Raw genomic sequence first — 19665 nt, 5'->3', positions numbered from 1 at the left:
TTATACTATGATTTGATATTTATCATTTTTCTTCTTTGTAATAATATTACATGTATATATAATATTACGTGTTCAAACACTTTGGATATCCTAAAAATTCCTTATTTTTGCAAACCTATAATTTACAATAAATATGTTTAATAGTTTACAGGATAAATTAGACAAGGCATTACACAATATTTCCGGAAGAGGAAAAATTACTGAAATCAATGTGGCGGAAACCGTAAAAGAGATCCGTAGAGCATTGGTAGATGCCGACGTTAACTATAAAGTTGCGAAAGATCTTACAAAGAGAGTTCAGGATAAAGCATTAGGAGAAAACGTTCTTACTTCCCTTACTCCGGGACAGCTGATGACGAAAATTGTTCATGATGAACTGGTAGACCTGATGGGAGGTTCTCAGGAAGGAATCAATCTTTCAGGAAAACCTACTGTAATCCTTATTGCCGGTCTTCAGGGATCCGGTAAGACCACTTTCTCAGGAAAGCTTGCTAATTATTTACAGACAAAAAGAAATAAAAAACCCTTACTGGTAGCATGTGACGTTTACCGTCCTGCAGCGATTGATCAGCTGAAAGTATTGGGAGGACAGATCAAAGTTCCTGTTTATACTGAAGAAGGTGCTACCAATCCATCTACCATTGCTGAAAACGCGATCAATTTCGCAAAATCAAACGGTCATGATGTTGTGATCGTGGATACAGCAGGTCGTCTAGCTATTGATGAGCAGATGATGAACGAGATCAAATCCGTACATTATTTCATCAAACCGCAGGAGACTCTTTTCGTAGTTGACTCAATGACTGGTCAGGATGCTGTAAATACAGCAAAAGCATTCAACGATGCCTTAAACTTTGACGGTGTTGTATTAACGAAATTAGATGGTGATACTCGTGGTGGAGCTGCTTTAACGATCCGTTCTGTTGTTGAAAAACCAATCAAGTTCATCTCTACAGGAGAAAAGATGGAAGCATTAGATCTTTTCTATCCGGAAAGAATGGCGGACAGAATCCTGGGAATGGGAGACGTAGTTTCCTTAGTAGAAAGGGCTCAGGAGCAGTTTGATGAGGAAGAAGCTAAAAAACTTCACAAAAAAATTGCTAAAAACGAGTTTGGTTTTGATGATTTCCTTAAGCAAATCAACCAGATCAAGAAGATGGGTAATATGAAGGATTTGATGGGAATGATTCCTGGAGTTGGAAAAGCAATCAAAGACGTAGAAATCAGTGATGATGCATTCAAACACATTGAAGCCATCATCTATTCTATGACTCCTGAAGAAAGAAGAAGACCTTCTATCATCAATACTCAGAGAAAAGGAAGAATTGCTAAAGGTGCCGGAAGAAAAATTGAAGATGTGAATCAATTGATGAAGCAGTTTGATCAGATGGGTAAAATGATGAAGATGATGCAGGGACCTCAGGGAAAACAAATGATGCAGATGATGAGCAAAATGCCGAATATGCCTGGAATGGGTGGAATGTTTGGAAAATAAGAAAGACAAAATCATTCATAAAAAAAACTCTCAGAAATTCTGAGAGTTTTTATTTTTATACGGGTATCTGTTTATTTAAACTTGTATCCTACTCCTAACTGGAAGAAATTCATTTTTAATTTTTCTCCATCCGCAGGATTTTTGATCATATTGGTAAGACCAAAACTGTAACGTGCATCTACAAATAATCCTTTATATACGTCATAATCAGCTCCCAGGAACAAACCGAATTCTGTAGACTTCAGTCCGTTATCAAAATAATTTTCAAGATATTTTTCACCTTCGTTGATAGCAGATGGATTAGACTGCGCCCCACTCACTTCAATTTTAGCTTTTGTATTGGTTCTGAAACTTACATATGGACCGGCATAAAGCCCTAGTTCAGGAGTTGCATAATACCTTGCAGATACAGGAATAACAATTCTGTTAAAATGCAGTTTTTCCGTCACAGTAACTCCGGAAGCTTTTACTACCGCTTTACCTCCCAGGTTAGCATACTCCACTTCTCCCTGTAACGCAAATTTATCGTTCAGTTTATGCTCAACCAAACCTCCGATATAAAAACCGGATTTGGATTTAAGACTTGCTCCTATCCCGTCAAAATTGACGCTATTGGCATCGGAATTTAATGTTGACAAAGCATAACCTGCTTTTACACCGAATGTAGTTTGTGCTTTTAAACCTGCAAATAAAGCAATTGCAGACGCTAATAAAATTTTTTTCATGATTTATTGTATTAAAAAAATGTTCGCAAAAATACAAAAAAGCCTTGGGAAACCTCAGGACTTTCTTGCGATATGCTTTGTTTACTATTTTGCAAATACATATTTCACTCCAAAAGTCACGGAAGTTAAATTGATACCCAATTTGTAATCATTAGTTCTTTTCGCCCCTTCCAGGTCTTTTTTATAAGTATTGTATCCGAATTCTCCTATTGTAGCTTCAATTGACCAGTTCTTAGTCAGGAAATAATCCAGCCCCGGTTTAATATTCACTCCAATGGTAGTGTAGTTATTTTTTTCTGTAAACGGAGCAGAAAGTATAGGGTCTCCGCCATCACCTTCACTGTTAAAATCCAGTTTTTCCTTACCAAATTCCAATGGAACCTGTAATTGTCCAAAGATGTATAATTTATCAGATAAAGTCCAGTATTTTCTCACAAAGGGAGCAACAACAAATGCGTTATCTGTATTTTTTATTTCAATTGTATTAAGGAATCCAAAACCTCTTACCGTATATTTTGTAACGGCACTTTTATAGCCTATCCCAAGTCCTACTGCTAAGTTGTTATTAACGAAATATCCAGCTGTTGGAAGAATTCTGATCACATCATCCTTTGTTTTGGCTTCGAATTCATTCTTTTCATTATGATAATATCCTACCTGTCCGGAAAGATAAGAAGTCCCTTTTGCAATCTGTGCATTTGACAAACCAAAAAGCGCCACAGCACCTATCAATACTATTTTTTTCATGATTATTATATTAGTTTTGAATAGCAAAAAGCCCTAAGAGTTTCTCAGGGCTTTCTTGCTATATGCTTTGTTTATTATTTTGCAAATACATATTTAACTCCGAAAGTTACAGAAGATAAATTCAATCCGAAGTTGTAGTTGTTTGTAGCATCACCATCTTTTGGCTTGTAGTTGTTATAACCGAACTCACCGATAGTAGCTTCGATAGACCAGTTTTTGTTTAAGAAATAATCTAAACCTGGCTTCACAGTAACACCAATCTGAGTATATTTAGCTTCAGTAGATGTAGAAGTAGAAGCTGTAGTATTTCCAGAAGTAGTTACAGAACTGTTTTCAGTTTCAGTTTTTCCAAACTGCATTGGCACTGCTAACTGTCCGAAGATGTATAGCTTATCAGATAAAGTCCAGTATTTTCTTACGAATGGAGCAACAACAAAAGCTGGTTTTTTAGTTACATTCTCGCTAACAGTTGTTGTGTTAGGTAGAGGATATGTAGTAGAAGTTGTTGTAGTCTTTTCAGTTTCGTAACCTACACCTAGACCAATTGCTAAGTTAGTGTTTACAAAATATCCAACTGTAGGTAATACGTTGAAATTTTCTTTTTTATAGTTACCATTGTCAGTTTCTTTTTGAGAATAACCAACAGATCCTGATAAATATGTAGTTCCTTTAGCAATCTGAGCGTTTGATAAACCAAAAAGTGCAACAGCACCCGCTAATAATATTTTTTTCATTGTAAAAAATTTTAATACTTTCTGAGGGCAAATTTACAGTGGTCCCCAGTAATATTAAAATTTGTTAATGTGATTAATATCATTACTAAAATATAGGGTTTTATAAAAATAAATCCTAGTCAAGAGATGTTAATGAGTTTTTCACAATTTTATGAATAAAAAAATAACTTTTTTTCAACCAGAGCTGAATATATTTAGTTTTTTAAATTTTGTATTTTTTACCAAAACCCCATAAATTCTGGTAAAATGCTAAAGCCCATTAACTTAAAACGCTTATTTCAAAGCCATTAACTCTTAAAATTTAAACAAACGTTTATTATTTGAGGTTATTTTTTCTTTTTCTTGGTTGTCACAGCCCCTTTATAACAAAAGTTCTGATAAAAAATCTGTACAATCTATATATAATATAATCAAAAAACTCCGGCCGAAGGCCGGAGTTCTCATATGCAATTGCTTTTTCTTATTTCAAAAAGAAATTAAATCCTAAGTTTACAGCTCCTACGTTCCAATTATGTTTGTACCAACCATAATCACGTCTGTTGCTGATAGACTGATATCCGATATACAACTCTCCTTTGGACATCTGGTATCCAAATTTAGGCTGTGCATAGAAACCACCATCTACTCCATCCTTTGTAGAAATACCATATCCAAGGTCTAATCCTACAAAAACAGGAGCTCCTTTAAATTTATATTTCCCGGAAACAGCTACAGGAACAAATCCGAAATCATCAAAGTTATCTTTTCCAAAGAAATGAGAATATCCTGTTGTTACCCCAAGGTCGAAGCCTTTGGCAATATTCCACATATAAGCTGCATCCACTCCTAATGTAAATGAAGATACATCACTTGCATCAGATACAGGAACACCGATATGTCCACCCAATTTGAAACCTTCCTGCGCCTGAGCAACACCTCCTAAAAGTGCAAAAGCACCTAGTAATAATAGTTTTTTCATTTTTTTAAGTTTAAATTTTACCCTGCAAAAATACTAATTATTTTCATCATTAGAATAAAATTGCCTTATAACAGAAAAGCAGGACAAAATTTGTCCTGCTTTTAATATCATTTGAAAGTAAATTTTTCAGAATTAGTTTCCTCCGAATTTGAAACCTACACCTACCTGTACGAAGCTGTTGGTTAACTTTTCATTCCCTTCAGCGTGTTTCGCAAGGTTAGAAACTCCAAGGTTGTATCTTGCATCAAAGAACAATCCGTTTTCCAATGCATATTCAGCACCAAGGAATGGAGCAATATTCAAAGTGTTCATTTGATCTTTAATATCTCTTTCGTCATTAGCATCAATCTCAAATCCAGGAATTCCGAATCCAAAATCAGCAGTAAGCTTTTGCTTTGCAGAAAGGATCACTCCGAAGCTGGCCCCTGCAGAAACTGATAATCCTTCAGTAATGAAATACTTGGCAGAAATAGGAACTAATAAAGTATGATAAGTCTGCTTTGCTTTTACATTTAAAAAGGTTGTCGGATCTTCCGGATCAGCTTCAGCCACATTCACTTTTCCTCCAAGCGGAGAATATAACAGTTCTCCCTGTAGGGCAAATTTATCACTTAGCTTATATTCAGCGATACCACCGATATAAAATGTGTGTAAAGGATCTGAAGTTTCAGACTGATTGTCACCTTTCAATTTAACTGTAGAGTAAGAGTATCCGGCTTTTGGACCAAATCGAAATTCCTGTGCGTTGGCACAAATTCCCATAGCAGCGACTGCTGCAACAAGTAAAAGTTTTTTCATGTTTAGTTAGTTTTTACATTTAAGGTGTGCAAAGCTAACTATTTTTTTCAAATTAACAAATTTTAACCAACTTATTTAAGGTTAATAAAAGGTTAATAGAAACTTTTACTCATTTTTACTAGTCGTTTCTTAATCTTTTCTCTTCGTCGTTATAGGCAAGGATAATCTTTCTTACCACCGGGTGTCTTACCACATCTTCTTCTGTAAGGTGTACAAATCCTATTTCTTTCACCCCATTTAAAATTCTCATGGCCTCTTTCAGTCCGGACTGCTGGTTTTTCGGAAGGTCAATCTGACTTGGATCTCCCGTGATAATGAACTTGGCATTCATTCCCATTCTGGTAAGGAACATTTTCATCTGGGCATGAGTGGTATTCTGTGCTTCATCCAAAATCACAAAAGCATCATCCAGGGTACGTCCTCTCATAAAAGCCAATGGAGCCACTTCAATCACTTTCTTCTCCATGAAACCTTCCAGTTTCTCATGGGGAATCATATCACGAAGCGCATCGTACAACGGCTGTAAATACGGATCCAGCTTTTCTTTAAGGTCACCAGGAAGAAATCCCAGACTTTCTCCTGCTTCTACAGCCGGTCTGGTCAGGATAATTCTTTTTACTTCTTTATCTCTCAAAGCTCTTGCTGCCAACGCAACGCTGGTATATGTTTTTCCTGTACCTGCAGGTCCAATGGCAAAAACCATGTCCTTTTTCTCTGTTTCTTTTACCAGCTTTTTAAGATTGGTCGTCTTAGCTTTAATAATTTTTCCGTTGACTCCTTTTACGATAATATCCTGGTCGAATACCAGTTGTTTCTCGTTTTCGTCTTTAATATTCAATATATTTTCAACATCTTTCAGTCCTATTGAATTGTTTTTGGAGATAAAACTGACAATATCATCCAGTTTTTGTTTCAGTATGTCTAAAGCTTCCTGATTTCCCATGGCAAAGATAAAATGATCTCTTCCTGTAATTTTAATGGTTGGAAAGCTTGATTTTATTAAGTTGAAATATTGGTTATTAACTCCATAGAAGATTTTCGCATCGATATCTTCCAAATCATATGTTAATTCAAACATGCAGTATTTTTATTTTTAGATTTTAAAATTAAAGCTTTTTTTCAAATTTATATCAAATTCTTTTCAACAATCTTTCGGGCTTTCTTTTTATTTTAAATAACTTTGCAATACTACACTATTCTATAAATTGCTCATGTCAATTATTACCCTTACTTCGGATTTCGGAAATTTAGATTACAGAGTTGCTGCTGTGAAAGGCAAAATTCTGTCTCTAAACCCTGAGGTTAATATTATTGATATCACCCACGAAATCCAGGCATTCAATCTTATACAGACTTCATATATTGTAAGAAATGCTTATAAATATTTTCCCAAAGGAAGCATTCACATTCTTTCTGTAGACAGTTTTTACAGCAAATCGAGAAAGAATATCCTCTATAAAGCAGACGGATCTTACTTCCTGGCGGCAGACAACGGCCTTTTGAGCCTTATATTTTTTGATATAAAACCGGAAGCCATCTACGAGCTTACGCTGAATAACCGTTTTGATGACGTTATCAACTTCACTTCTACAGACATTTTTGTTCCTGCAGCAGTACACCTTGCCAATGGCGGACTTCCTGAAGTGATAGGAAGAAAAATCAGCACAGCAAAACAGCTGATGTTCCCGCGGGCGGTTTATAATGAATCGGAAGGGATGATTATTGGTGAAGTGACCTATATTGATAATTTCGGAAATATAATATCAAATATCAATAAAGATTTTTTTGAGAACATCAGTAAAGGTTACAACAGTTTTACCATAAAATTCAGAAATTTAAGCCTTTCAAGAATATTTTCCAGCCATACAGAAGTTGTTTCAGACTGGAAAAGGGAGACCGAATTCCACGGACAGTCTGCAGCTATCTTCAATGATAGTCAGTTATTGGAGCTTACCATCTACAAAGGAAGCAAGAAAAACGGCGCTAAAAGCCTGTTTGGACTGAATGTGGGAGAAAATATTTATATCGAATTCAGCTAAGATTATATATTTCTTAAAAAAACCGATTTTTTTTATATATTTGTCAAAATCTAAAAATCAAAAATGGCAGAATACAAATTATTGCTTCCTTCCATGGGAGAAGGGGTTATGGAAGCGACAATTATCACTTGGTTATTCAATGAAGGTGATAACGTAAAGGAGGATGACTCCGTAGTAGAAATTGCAACAGATAAAGTAGATTCAGACGTACCGACACCAGTTTCGGGGAAAATTGTGAAAATTTTAAAGCAAAAAGATGAAGTTGCAAAAGTAGGTGAAGCCATTGCTATTTTAGAAATTGAAGGAGAAGGCTCCGCTTCAGAAGAAGTAAAAACTGAAACTCCTGCAGCTGCTCCGGATGCTGAAACTTTAAAAGCGATTGAAGAGCCATTGCAAACAGTAGCTGCTTCAAACGTAGAATTCTCAGGAGATCTTTATCTGTCTCCACTTGTAAAATCTATCGCACAACAGGAAAAAATTTCTGAAGCTGAACTGAAATCCATCAAAGGAAGCGGTTTGGAAGGAAGAATTACCAAAGAAGATATATTAGCTTATGTTGCCAGCAGAGGAAGCCAGCCAGCTCAGCAGGCCGCTCCGGTACAGACAGCTTCTGCTCCACAACCGGCAGTATCAGCTCCGGCAGCTACTATTCCGGTAAGTGCAGGTGATGAGATCATTCCAATGGACAGAATGAGAAAAATCATCGCTGAAAACATGGTGAAAGCAAAGCAAATTGCTCCACACGTTACTTCTTTCATTGAAACTGACGTTACCAACGTGGTAAAATGGAGAAATAAAAACAAAGCTGTATTCGAAAAACGTGAAGGCGAAAAACTGACTTTCATGCCTATTTTCGTAAAAGCGGTAGTGAAGGCAATCCAGGATTTCCCGATGATCAATGTTTCTGTCAATGGTGAAAACATCATTAAAAAGAAAAATATCAACATCGGTATGGCTACTGCCCTTCCGGACGGAAACCTTATTGTTCCTGTGATCAAAAATGCGGATCAGTTATCTCTTTCAGGGCTTGCAAAAGCAATCAATGACTTAGCTTACAGAGCAAGAAACAAGAAATTAAGACCAGAAGACACTCAGGGTGCAACGTATACAATTTCTAACGTAGGAAGCTTCGGAAACCTTATGGGAACACCAATTATTCCTCAGCCTCAGGTAGCTATTTTAGCCATCGGAGCGATCGTTAAGAAGCCTGCAGTTCTTGAAACAGCTGACGGAGACGTAATTGCAATCAGAAACTTGATGTTCATGTCTCACTCTTATGATCACAGAGTAGTAGACGGATCTTTAGGAGGAATGATGCTGAAGCATGTTCACGACTACCTTGAAAACTGGGATCTGAACACAGAAATATAAGTAATAAAATAATCAGTAATAAATAATTTTACTTATTACTGATCACATAAAATGAAAACCTTCGGTTAAATCGAAGGTTTTTTGTTTTTTTACTACTTAAGCTTAACAACGTCCTAAACACTAAATATCTCATTGAATAAATACCAAATATTCAACAAAATTAATAATCACCTATCAAATCATCAATTATTTAAATATTTATATACTGTACTAACTTTTTTGGAAATTAGATTGATTAGTATTAATTTTAAAACAAATATTATTTGAAATAGATACTCATTATAGAAGATCACGTATTTTTACATCTCTAAACTGACAAATGCTGAAAATTTTCGCCCTCATAAAAAGATCCCTCAAAAATTCTTTCGACAATATCCGGAATGAACAGCTGAAGCATAATCTGCTTCAGGCCATTCCTTTTTGGATAGGATCTGTCATAACAGGCTTTTTTGCTGTGATGTACGCACAGGTATTTGCATGGGGCGAACATCTGATGAATTTCATTTTAGACTGGCACTCATGGATGATCTTTATTATTGCACCTGTTGGATTTGTACTTTCCTGGTGGCTGGTGAAAGAATTTGCTCCCAATGCCAAAGGAAGTGGTATTCCGCAAGTGATGGCGGCTGTAGAACTGGCTAACCCGAAAGAACATAGGAAAATCCGGAATCTTTTAAGTATTAAGATTATATTTTTCAAAATCCTTTCCTCCGTTATTCTGGTCATCGGAGGAGGTGCGGTAGGTCGTGAAGGTCCTACCATCCAGATTGCCGGCTCTGTTTTCAGAAAAGTGAATGAATACCTTCCGGAATGGTGGCCGAAAATTTCAAAGAAAAACATGATTATGACGGGAGCGGCAGCCGGACTTGCAGCAGCGTTCAATACTCCGTTGGGAGGAATTGTTTTCGCTGTGGAAGAGCTGTCAAAAACCCATATCAATTACTTCAAAACAGCTTTGTTTACGGCGGTAATCATTGCAGGTCTTACGGCACAAACATTAGCAGGATCTTATTTATATTTAGGATATCCAAAAACCAATGATGTTTCGTTAATGGTGATGTTTCCTATTATACTGGTAGCTGCCACTGCCGGCATTCTGGCAAGCCAGCTATCCGTCACCATGCTTAAAATCAATAGCTGGAAGAAGAAAAAACTGAAAACAGATAAAGCCAACGTGGTCTTTCTGATCATTTGTGCCTTAATTATTGCTTCCATCGCTTATTTCATCAACAGAGAAGTTCTGGGATCAGGAAAAGAAATCATGGAGCGGGTTCTCTTTACCAAAGACAAGCATGAAGACTGGTATGTTCCCATTCTGAGAATGCTGGGTCCTGCTCTTTCCTTTACTTCCGGAGGTGCAGGCGGAATTTTTGCTCCGGCTCTTACTGCGGGAGCAAGTATAGGTTCTGTTATTTCAGGAATTATTCATTTAACACCCAACGAAACCAATGTGGTGATTCTGGGCGGAATGGTTGCTTTCCTTACCGGAATTACAAGAGCCCCGTTTACTTCAGCGATTATTGTGCTGGAAATGACAGACAGACATTCATTGATATTCCACCTTATGCTTGCCGGAATGGTTTCTTCTATTGCTTCCATCCTGGTAAGCAGACATTCTTTGTATGATGTTTTGAAGGTGAATTTTTTAACGGAGATCAGATCCAATGATGAAACTGAATCCAGAAATCTATAAAAAGATGAATAGACATTCTAAGGAAACGCTAACTATTTCACCAATCCTCTTGCATATAAGAAATATATTTTCTACTTTTGCACCTCGAAATAATTAACAAATTTTTTAACATTATGAACAATTACGAAACTGTTTTCATTTTAACTCCCGTTCTATCTGAGGCACAGGTAGAGGAAGCAGTGAACAAGTATGTAGATCTAATCAAAGAAAAGAACTGCGAAATCGTTGCTAAAGAAAACTGGGGATTAAAAAAATTAGCTTACCCGATTCAATTGAAAAAGAATGGGTTCTATACTTTAATCGAATTTAAAGGAGAAGGTACTGTAGTTGCTGATTTAGAATTAGCATTTAAGCGTGACGAAAGAGTAATCCGTTACCTTACTACAAAACTTGACAAGCACGCTGTAGAGTACGCTGTAACAAGAAGAGCTAAAGTAAAAGCAGCTAAAGCTTAATTATTAACCCTATTTTTTAAAAAAGACAAGACATGGCAATAGATGAAATGGCTAAACAAGCCTCAGCAGGAGGAGAATCAGAAGTAAAATTCCTTACTCCGCTTGATATCAATACAAAATCTGAAAAGAAATATTGTAGATTCAAAAAATACGGAATTAAGCACGTTGATTACAAAGATGCTGATTTCTTATTACAATTTGTAAACGAGCAAGGTAAAATTTTACCAAGAAGATACACCGGAACTTCTTTAAAATACCAAAGAAAAGTTTCTGCTGCTATCAAAAGAGCAAGACACCTTGCTTTACTACCATACGTAGCTGACTTATTGAAATAAGACAAAAATAAATAAGAGAAGAGGTTTTTCCTCTTCTTTTGTTGCTGAATACATCATTAATTCTAACTTGATTTTAGATACAACCTAAAATCTAAAAAAGGACAACAACAATGGAAATTATCCTAAAAAAAGACGTAGAAAACTTAGGACTTGAGTTTGATACAGTAAACGTAAAGCCAGGTTATGCTAGAAACTTCTTAATTCCTCAAGGAATTGCTCTTTTAGCTACACCTAAAAACAAAGCTGCTTTAGAAGCTACATTAGAAGCTAGAAAAGAAGAAGAAGCTAAATTAATCGCTGCTGCTAACGCTGTAGTTGAGCAATTGAAGAAAACTTCTATCACGATCCCTGCAAAAGTAGGTGCTGGTGACAAATTATTCGGATCTATCAACAATGCTGATTTATCTGCTGCTTTAGAAAAAGCTGGTGTTTCTGTAGAGAAAAAATACATCAAGATTCCTGGTAACACGATCAAGAGAACTGGTAAATTCGCAGCTCCTATCAGACTTCACAGAAATGTTGAGTACAACTACGAGTTTGATATCGTATCTGATGCTCCAGTGGAAGCAGCTCCTAAAAAAGAGGAAGCTAAAACTGAAGAAGCTTAATAAGCAACTGAGAATTTCTCACAATACAGACCACTTCAATTTATTGAGGTGGTTTTTTTATTGAACTACCCCGTCTTTTTGCTTTGCAAAAATCCACCCCTTCAAGGAAGGGGAATATAGGAAATCTTAACAGCTATTACTCGTTAAATTATCTTTTTAACAATCCTGTAGTAAGAACAGGTAGGAAAATCTATTCCCCACTATAAACCGTTACCTCGCACCCCGTAACCCGAATCTCAAACCCTCAAACCCTCCAACTCACTACTTATCCCCTCTCAATTTATGCTGATACTCCGTAGGGGCCATTCCGATTACCTTTTTGAAGATATTACTGAAAGACGAGAGGCTGTTGTACCCTACCATCATGGCAATCTCATACATATTGTATTTTCCTTCCAGCATCAGTTCAAGGGAACGGGTAATTCGCAACGCTCTCAGAAAGCGAACGTAATTCATGCCCAGAATCTCTTTAAATTTCCTGGAAAGCGTTCTTGTACTCATTCCGAATTCTTTTGCCGTAGATTCTATCGTGAGGGGTTTCTCAAGGTTAGCATGAATATATCTTGCAATCTTCAGCAGTGTTTCATCTTTTGGAAAAGGATGCTGTATCGGAAATGCCAGATGTTTATGTTTCTTTTCCTGTAAAACTCCTTTAAGAGCTTTGAGAAAATAATATTTTGAGGTATCATTTTTTGTGATTTTCCCATCCCAGTCTTTAGTATAGAAAATCATCTCACGAAGGAGATTATTGACAGAATAAATATTGATTTCATCAAAAAAGCCACTTTCATTTTCTTCTTTCTTAAAATAAAAGTTATATAAATCGACTTTGGGGCTGGTTGAAAAAATATAATGCGGTGTACCGGCAGGAATCCACATAAAGCATCTGGCAGGAAGATACCAGTGTTTCTGATCCGTGAAAACGTGCACAATACCGCCTTCTGCATAGACTAATTGTGCAGAACTGTGATAATGAATCTCTGTGGTAACATTTCCGGTAAGAACATGATAGATGTAAAATTCGGCATCATCTTCTTCTACCGCTTTAAAATGGCTGTCGTTCATACTCTAAAGGTAAGAAGAATTTTTAAATTGGCGTAAATGAGCAAATATTTTTCTGTTTTCACAAATAGGGTCTGTAGCTTCTCATCGTAACTTTGCTGCATCAAAATCATTTTAGCAAAAATCCTTTAATTAATTTATGAATATCATATTTAACGCATGCCGGTATCTGTGCATTGCGTTGTGCTTATTATTGAGCAGTTTTTTACATTCACAGATGATAGATTACCAGCATCTCGGCTTACAGCAAGCTGTAGAGATTGGTTTGAAAAACAACAAAAACATACAGATCAGTCATCTGAAACAGGAAATGTCCGTGACCAAAGAGAAAGATCTCAAGATGGAGAAACTCCCGGACATTGAATTTCATACAAGCTATAATCAGGTAACCAACCTGTTCCAGCATCAGAATGGCGTATTTAATAAAGCCACCAAGTATGATGTAATCAATGGAATGTATGATTTTACATTATCAGCATCGATCCCGGTTTATATGGGAGGGAAAATCAAAAATACAGAAAGGAAAGCGGCTATTGACACTGAAATTTCTGCTTTAAAAACCCATCTTGACGAAAGACAGCTTAAAATGTCCATCATTACGGCTTTTCTACAGATTCATCATTTAAAAGAGCAGCAGAGTCTTATTAATGATAAAATGAAGGAAGATTCCGTCAACATCAAGCAGGTAAAAGCATTGAAAGCTAATGGTGTTGTAACGGTCAATGAAGTCTTAAGAACGTCTTTACAACTTTCCAATCATAAAATGAGCTGGACGGAACTGGATAACGATATTCAGATTGCAGAGCACAAACTGAAAACGATTCTTTCGCTTCCGGAAAATCAGGAAATGCACGTCAATACAGAAGATCTTATTTCAGACAATGCTGCCATTCCTTATATTGATGAGCTTACAGAAACAGCTTTAAACAAAAATGAGTCTGTTGAAATCACCCATAAGAATCTTTCTCTTAAGGAACTGGATCAAAAGATTACCAAAGCGAATTATTTACCCAAAATTACCGCTGGCGGAGAATATTTCCTAAAGTATCCGAACATGATGTTTTTCCCTCCGGAACCTTATGCGTATCGTTTGGGAATGGTGGGGGTAAATCTTACCTATCCTATCGAGAATCTGTACAAAAATAAATACAGAATGCAGGAAGCACGGGAAAATATTTATCTTGCCAAACTTCAGATTGAAGAAAACGAGGAAAATGTAAGACACAACGTTTATGAGGCTTATAAAAAGTTTGAAGAGACAGACCAGAAGGTAAAAATTGCTGAAGAAGCGATTAAACAGGCTAAGGAAAACTATCGCATTGTAAGAACAAAATATGCCAATAAGCTAAGTCTTATCACAGAACTGATAGACGCAGACAATGCTTATCTGGAAGCTGAATCTAATCTTATTTCCGTAAAAATCAACAGACAACTTAAATATTACCAACTCCAATATACGATTGGAAACTTATAAAAACTATGGCACAGAAACAACTGACACAAAAGGAAAAAAGAATCAACAAGTCCATTACTTTACTGGCCTGGATTCTAATCATCAGCGGAATCACGGGAATGATCAGTTTTTATCTTTTTTCGAGAAAGAATGTGACAACGAATGATGCACAGATCGAGCAATATATTACGCCTGTATCCAGCAAGGTATCAGGTTTCATCAAAACGATACGATTTAACGAAAACCAGTTTGTACATAAAGGCGACACTTTAATTGTCATTGACAACAGAGAGTTTGTGAATCAGGTACAGATGGCTGAGGCCAATCTTCACGCTAACACAGCAACCATCAGCACCATTGAAAGCGGTGTCAGCACCAAAGAAAGTGATACAAAGATTATTGATGCTAAAATTGCCTCTGCAAAAATTGATATCTGGAGAACGGAGCAGGATTTTAAAAGATATAAAAACCTTTTGGCAGAAGATGCTGCTACCGAACAGGAATTTGAGAATGTAAAGGCTTCTTATGAACAGTCAAAAGCCAATCTTTTAGCATTGGAACAGCAGAAAAATGCAGTGAGAGCCGGAGCGAACGAACAACAAACGAAAGTTGCCCCGGTAAAAAGCCAGATCCAGCAGAGTTCTGCCAGTCTTAACAATGCGAAGCTTTATCTTTCTTATACCGTAATTACTGCTCCTTATGACGGATGGGTCGGAAAGAAGACCATTCAGGAAGGGCAATTGATTAAAGAAGGTCAGGCCTTGGTACAGATTGTCAGCAAAGAGAAATGGATCATTGCCAATTACAAAGAAACACAACTTGGACAGATTGATCAGAGCAAGGAAGTAATTATTACTGCGGATGCTTATCCCGATGTTGAGTTTAAAGGAAAAATACTTTCTGTTTCCCCTGCTTCAGGTTCCCAGTTTTCCTTGATAAAACCGGATAATGCTACCGGAAATTTTGTAAAAATAGAACAAAGATTTCCTGTAAAAATTATTCTGGATAATAACAAAAACAATGAAAAGCTGCTTTCCGGAATGAATGTTCTGGTGAGCGCGAAGAAGATTTAAGTTTGAGAGTGGGAGTGTTTGAGAGTAATAGAGTATAAAATATTCGGTTTAATTTAATTTTCAAATTCTCCCATTTTCAAATTTTCAAATTAAATTATTTTTTTAGCGAAAAGGCAAACCGCAAAATAGCAAATCTGCCAATTTTTTCTTCAAGCATATTGGCCGTTTTACCTTTTACTTTTACACCCTTTTGCCATTTGTCTTTTCGCGTTTTTCAAACACAGCCCAATAGCAGTTTGCTATTTTGTTTTTTAGCTTAATGCTTCCAAAAATTATGCAGCACAATTCAGTTTATCATAAATGGGTACCACAATGGCTGAAACTGCCTCTTCTTATACTGGCATTGTTTCCCCACCTGATGTTGTTGTCGCTTTTACATTCGAACAGCGCCTTCACATCTTCTTTTATGGATGTCGATTCAGATGACATCCAGTATTTAATGATTTTGATGTATGGGACATTTGTGGTTACCCTTTTAGTATTACAGAGGTTTATGGCGTATTTCAGCGTGAAATACTATGTTTTGCTGATGGCCTCGATTTCGGTGATTATTCTTTATGTTTTATCAGTCACCAATGATTATCATGTCATATTGGTGATCCGCTTTTTAGAAGGAATTTTCGGGTTGCTGGAAGGTGCTATTTTCCTGCCTTTAATTATCGCTGAATTAAAAACAAAACACGCCAAAGTCTTAGCATATCTTTTTATGTATACGATTATGCTGACCGGAGGAACTATTACGACCTCCCTGTTAAAATCAAGTATTGAAGATTATGATTTCCAACATATGGTTCTGATGATGGTCTACTTCCATGTGTTTGTACTGATCATCGGTATTGCTCTGTTCAACAGAAACAGGTTTTTTCCTAAAAAACCTTTGTACCAATTGGATATTACCAGCTGGTTTTTACTTTGGGTATGCCTGCAGGCTGGCGGCTATGCCATTATTTATGGTAAAAGACTGATGTGGTTCGAGTCTGATACCATTATCATGTGCCTGTTTATATTCCTTCTTTCCGGAGGTTTATTTATATTGAAACAAAGAAATTCCAAGAGACCGTTGTTCCATTTCGAAGTTTTCAGTTCCAAAAATGTCATTGCGGGAATGATCCTGTTTTTCATCTTTTATCTGATCCGCTCCGGGCTGAATAATGTCTACAGCATCATGGCTACGGTATGGAAATGGCCCTGGGATTATATTGTAAACATCCAGTACTGGAATGTGGCAGGAACTCTTTTGGGTATTTTATTATCAGGAATCTGTCTGGTTCGGGGAATTTCCTCAAGAATTGTTTTCTTTACAGGATTTCTTTTACTGGCCATAGATTGTGCCTGGTTTACCTATACTTTTTATCCTGATACTACCCTTTCTACCATCTGTCCGCCCTTATTTCTGCAGGGAGCTGCTCAGGGATTATTATTTACGCCGCTTGTTTTCTTTTTAATTTCAGGAACACCGGAAGAATATGTGTCCAATGCTACTGCGATGGGAACGACCACCCGTTTCTGGACAACCGCTATCGGTTATGCTTTGATGCAAAATCTGATGTTATTTTTAACATTAAAACATTCCGACAGTCTTAGCGCTAATCTCACAGATACGAATCCTGTCTTCTATAAGCAGTGGAGCCAAATCTTTGGAGCCAATATTTCCAAACTACCGGTTAACGATTCTTTATCCATGACAGCCGGTGCTTTTAAAGCTAAAATAACAGCTCAGTCAATTCTACTTTCCAATATGGAAATTTTCACGGGTCTGTTCTGGCTGGCCCTTATTACTGCAATTGGGCTGCTGTTGTATCATCCTGTAAAAATAGCGGTACGAAATATTATGTAGAATTACTCGCCCCAAAAAGACCACACTGTTCCGTTGAAAACGGCTAACTGCTTTTTCTGGGTATCATAAACCATCATGCCGGCTGCAGGAGAAATAATATTGAGATGAGGAGAAGCTACTTTCGGTAAAATCATGGCTTTATTACTGTCTTCAAGCACCAGAATTCCTGAAACGGAAGATGGTGTTCCTACGGAAACTTTTGCATCAGGCTGATCTACCAGACTATCCTGCAGACTTGTATCCGCAGTACCTGTTGTATCTACGGAAAGATCTTTCCAAAGGTTATTCTGATACACTTTCACCTTCATATCAGAAGTATCAAAAACCAGAGTGCCATTCTCAGGATTCTGAATGCCTGAGGTATTAGTTACCCAGGGAAGAACAAGCCCGCGGTTCTCACTCCCGAATTCAATAGATGATGAAGCCGATTCTAAAACAGTTTTCCCTAAAGCAACCTGTGCATTTAAAATTCCGGAAGCTGTTATTATAATGATTAAGGATATTTTTTTCATAACGATTCAGTTTTTGGTTAATCCGGGCAGGTTTGGGTATTGAAACATTTCCAGCCCGCAGCTGTTCCGTCAGTATTGACTTGCAGACAATTTTGTGTGGTATTGTAAACCATCATTCCTTCTTTAAGATCTGCCTGTGGAATGGCTGCTACCTGAGCATCGGAAAGTCTGTTAAGCACAAAACCTTTATTTTTTGATTCCAGTACAGCCCACGCACCTTTTCGTACACCCGGCCAGTTGTTTCCTCCTTTATCTGCCCTGCTTAATGAAGTGATTCCAAAATCCGGAGTAAGAACAGTTCCCGCTGTAGCTGCAGGTTTATAACAAGGTACAGTCCCCTGAATCGTAACAGTTACCGTTGCCGTGTCACAATTTGACGGAGAAGCGGTCTGACAGATCTGATAGACTAAAGTATAATTGCCTGGAGGAGTTCCCGGAGCTGCCAGAATATGTCCATCCGTAGTATTCAATGAAATATTGGGATTTGAGGTGAATACCTGAGATAAAATAACATTGGAAAGGGTTGCCTGTGCTCCGCCATACGTTTCAAAGTCGTTATCCAGTACAATTCCCACAGAAGATCCTCCTGCAGCAATAGTATAGGTATCATCTACCGCCATTGGAGGAAAATCTCCATTAATGGCAGGACAAAATCCGGGATTAATGATCAGAGGCGCACTACAGCTGTTGGTAGAAGCACAATCATAGGTAACATTCGTCAGAAAACTTGGATTACTGTTCATGAAAACCGTGCCTGGGTCAGAAACACCTGTTGTTCTTCTGAAATCAAGATTGGGTCCTACAGCCACATTTCCCACCTGAATAGGATTTTGCAACACGATATATCCTTTTTTTGTGGATGAAGAAGGCCCCTGAATGGCAGCATTTCCCCCTTGATACTGGTTCAGCGCCAGTTCCCCTTCATTATAAATGACAGCATCAGCAGGGGCATTATTCATATTTCCAGTGGAAGTAAAAAGTCCAAAATTATAAATTTCGCTGCTGCTTCCGGACAAATTAATATCTCCTCCAACTGTAAAAATTCCAGTATTGATAATTTTACCGCCATTAATATTAAATCCGTTCTGAGAGATAATGGTTCCACAATTGACATACACACTCTGTTCATTATTCCCGTAATTGCCGCCAATAAATATCAATCCGCCCCCTTCGTTCCTGAATAAAGTGGTAGCAGAGCTGCTCATATTCAGGTTGCCGTTAATATTCAGATTTCCAAAATTATCAATCTTATTGGTGGAATTATCCCCTAATTGCAAAACTCCCATTTCTATAAGCCCCTCATTGACAATTTCATTGATCTGTCCGTCAATGGTGAGATTTCCATTCCCTCCGCCTACTGTTATATTCCCGGTATCGTAAACATGAACATTGAGATTGGCAACACTCGTTATGGTCTGATTAAAATTGAGTGTTCCATGCACTTCAAGGCTTACAGGTGCATTGCCCGCTCCGCTTATACTATTCTGAAACTGCAAGGTAACACCGGAAGCAATGCAAATCTTAGCATTTGTCCCGAACGTTGGATTATTGAATGTCATATCGGAAGTAAAGCAGACCGTTGTATTATCAGGAAAATGATAATTGGGGTCGGTAGGGTTTTGAACATCGCAGCCTGTACATTGTGCGTAACTGAGATAATAAAAGAATAAAGGGAATAAATAGAGTAATTTTCTCATCCTTACATTTTATATAAATAAAATTAAAAAATTTTTATAACAAAATAAAAGTTTGTTATTATTATTTTAGGGT

19 protein-coding genes are annotated in these 19665 nt (G+C 37.1%); 10 read left to right on the top strand and 9 right to left on the bottom strand.

Annotated features, from left to right (window positions below):
* Window positions 1-133 precede the first annotated feature (133 nt).
* Window positions 134-1495, top strand: coding sequence for a signal recognition particle protein (gene ffh, locus LIV57_RS21990; protein WP_227944321.1), 1362 nt, complete (start codon window positions 134-136; stop codon window positions 1493-1495).
* 71 nt (window positions 1496-1566) lie between these two features.
* On the opposite strand, the gene LIV57_RS21985 is transcribed toward ffh, so the two are convergent.
* From LIV57_RS21985 to LIV57_RS21960, 6 genes are all read right to left on the bottom strand, one after another.
* Window positions 1567-2220 (bottom strand): porin family protein, encoded by a 654-nt coding sequence (locus tag LIV57_RS21985; RefSeq protein ID WP_227944320.1) that lies wholly within the window; start codon window positions 2218-2220, stop codon window positions 1567-1569.
* A gap of 84 nt (window positions 2221-2304) precedes the next feature.
* On the bottom strand, window positions 2305-2967 hold the full coding sequence (locus LIV57_RS21980) for an outer membrane beta-barrel protein (protein WP_227944319.1): 663 nt from the start codon (window positions 2965-2967) through the stop codon (window positions 2305-2307).
* Window positions 2968-3041: 74 nt separating this feature from the next.
* Complete coding sequence (locus LIV57_RS21975) at window positions 3042-3701, bottom strand: outer membrane beta-barrel protein (protein ID WP_202840701.1); 660 nt, start codon at window positions 3699-3701, stop codon at window positions 3042-3044.
* Window positions 3702-4161: 460 nt separating this feature from the next.
* A complete protein-coding gene (locus LIV57_RS21970; RefSeq protein ID WP_227944318.1) occupies window positions 4162-4659 on the bottom strand; it encodes a hypothetical protein in 498 nt (165 codons plus the stop codon).
* Between the two features lie 132 nt (window positions 4660-4791).
* On the bottom strand, window positions 4792-5457 hold the full coding sequence (locus tag LIV57_RS21965; RefSeq protein ID WP_227944317.1) for a porin family protein: 666 nt from the start codon (window positions 5455-5457) through the stop codon (window positions 4792-4794).
* A gap of 118 nt (window positions 5458-5575) precedes the next feature.
* Complete coding sequence (locus tag LIV57_RS21960; protein ID WP_227944316.1) at window positions 5576-6535, bottom strand: PhoH family protein; 960 nt, start codon at window positions 6533-6535, stop codon at window positions 5576-5578.
* A 133-nt stretch (window positions 6536-6668) separates the two neighbouring features.
* On the opposite strand from LIV57_RS21960, the gene LIV57_RS21955 reads away from it, so the two are divergent.
* From LIV57_RS21955 to rplI, 6 genes are all read left to right on the top strand, one after another.
* On the top strand, window positions 6669-7496 hold the full coding sequence (locus tag LIV57_RS21955) for an S-adenosyl-l-methionine hydroxide adenosyltransferase family protein (protein ID WP_062675025.1): 828 nt from the start codon (window positions 6669-6671) through the stop codon (window positions 7494-7496).
* Between the two features lie 63 nt (window positions 7497-7559).
* Window positions 7560-8867 (top strand): dihydrolipoamide acetyltransferase family protein, encoded by a 1308-nt coding sequence (locus LIV57_RS21950; protein WP_227944315.1) that lies wholly within the window; start codon window positions 7560-7562, stop codon window positions 8865-8867.
* A gap of 319 nt (window positions 8868-9186) precedes the next feature.
* Window positions 9187-10560 (top strand): chloride channel protein, encoded by a 1374-nt coding sequence (locus LIV57_RS21945; RefSeq protein ID WP_227944314.1) that lies wholly within the window; start codon window positions 9187-9189, stop codon window positions 10558-10560.
* Window positions 10561-10673: 113 nt separating this feature from the next.
* The gene (rpsF, locus tag LIV57_RS21940) at window positions 10674-11015 is read left to right on the top strand and encodes a 30S ribosomal protein S6 (RefSeq protein ID WP_034695444.1); all 342 of its coding nucleotides are present in this window, start codon (window positions 10674-10676) and stop codon (window positions 11013-11015) included.
* A 32-nt stretch (window positions 11016-11047) separates the two neighbouring features.
* Window positions 11048-11350: a 30S ribosomal protein S18 gene (gene rpsR, locus LIV57_RS21935; protein ID WP_002979091.1), complete on the top strand. Its 303-nt coding sequence runs from the start codon at window positions 11048-11050 to the stop codon at window positions 11348-11350.
* 110 nt (window positions 11351-11460) lie between these two features.
* Window positions 11461-11958, top strand: coding sequence for a 50S ribosomal protein L9 (gene rplI, locus LIV57_RS21930; protein WP_227944313.1), 498 nt, complete (start codon window positions 11461-11463; stop codon window positions 11956-11958).
* 261 nt (window positions 11959-12219) lie between these two features.
* Here the strand turns inward: rplI and LIV57_RS21925 are convergent, their stop codons facing one another.
* Entirely contained in the window at window positions 12220-13023 is an 804-nt protein-coding gene (locus LIV57_RS21925; protein ID WP_227944312.1) for a helix-turn-helix domain-containing protein, read from the bottom strand.
* Window positions 13024-13159: 136 nt separating this feature from the next.
* Between LIV57_RS21925 and LIV57_RS21920 the strand changes: the two genes are divergently transcribed.
* The 3 genes from LIV57_RS21920 to LIV57_RS21910 all read left to right on the top strand — a co-directional run bounded on the left by LIV57_RS21920 (window position 13160) and on the right by LIV57_RS21910 (window position 17383).
* Entirely contained in the window at window positions 13160-14494 is a 1335-nt protein-coding gene (locus tag LIV57_RS21920) for a TolC family protein (protein WP_227944311.1), read from the top strand.
* 5 nt (window positions 14495-14499) lie between these two features.
* Window positions 14500-15546, top strand: coding sequence for an HlyD family secretion protein (locus LIV57_RS21915; protein ID WP_227944310.1), 1047 nt, complete (start codon window positions 14500-14502; stop codon window positions 15544-15546).
* Between the two features lie 274 nt (window positions 15547-15820).
* Window positions 15821-17383: an MFS transporter gene (locus tag LIV57_RS21910; protein WP_227944309.1), complete on the top strand. Its 1563-nt coding sequence runs from the start codon at window positions 15821-15823 to the stop codon at window positions 17381-17383.
* Between the two features lie 2 nt (window positions 17384-17385).
* On the opposite strand, the gene LIV57_RS21905 is transcribed toward LIV57_RS21910, so the two are convergent.
* Window positions 17386-17895, bottom strand: coding sequence for a hypothetical protein (locus LIV57_RS21905; protein WP_227944308.1), 510 nt, complete (start codon window positions 17893-17895; stop codon window positions 17386-17388).
* Between the two features lie 17 nt (window positions 17896-17912).
* Entirely contained in the window at window positions 17913-19592 is a 1680-nt protein-coding gene (locus tag LIV57_RS21900) for a hypothetical protein (protein WP_227944307.1), read from the bottom strand.
* Window positions 19593-19665 lie beyond the last annotated feature (73 nt).

Source organism: Chryseobacterium sp. X308 (assembly GCF_020733145.1).
Taxonomy (GTDB): Bacteria; Bacteroidota; Bacteroidia; order Flavobacteriales; family Weeksellaceae; genus Chryseobacterium; species Chryseobacterium cupriresistens.
This window is presented reverse-complemented; position numbering and strand designations above follow the sequence as displayed.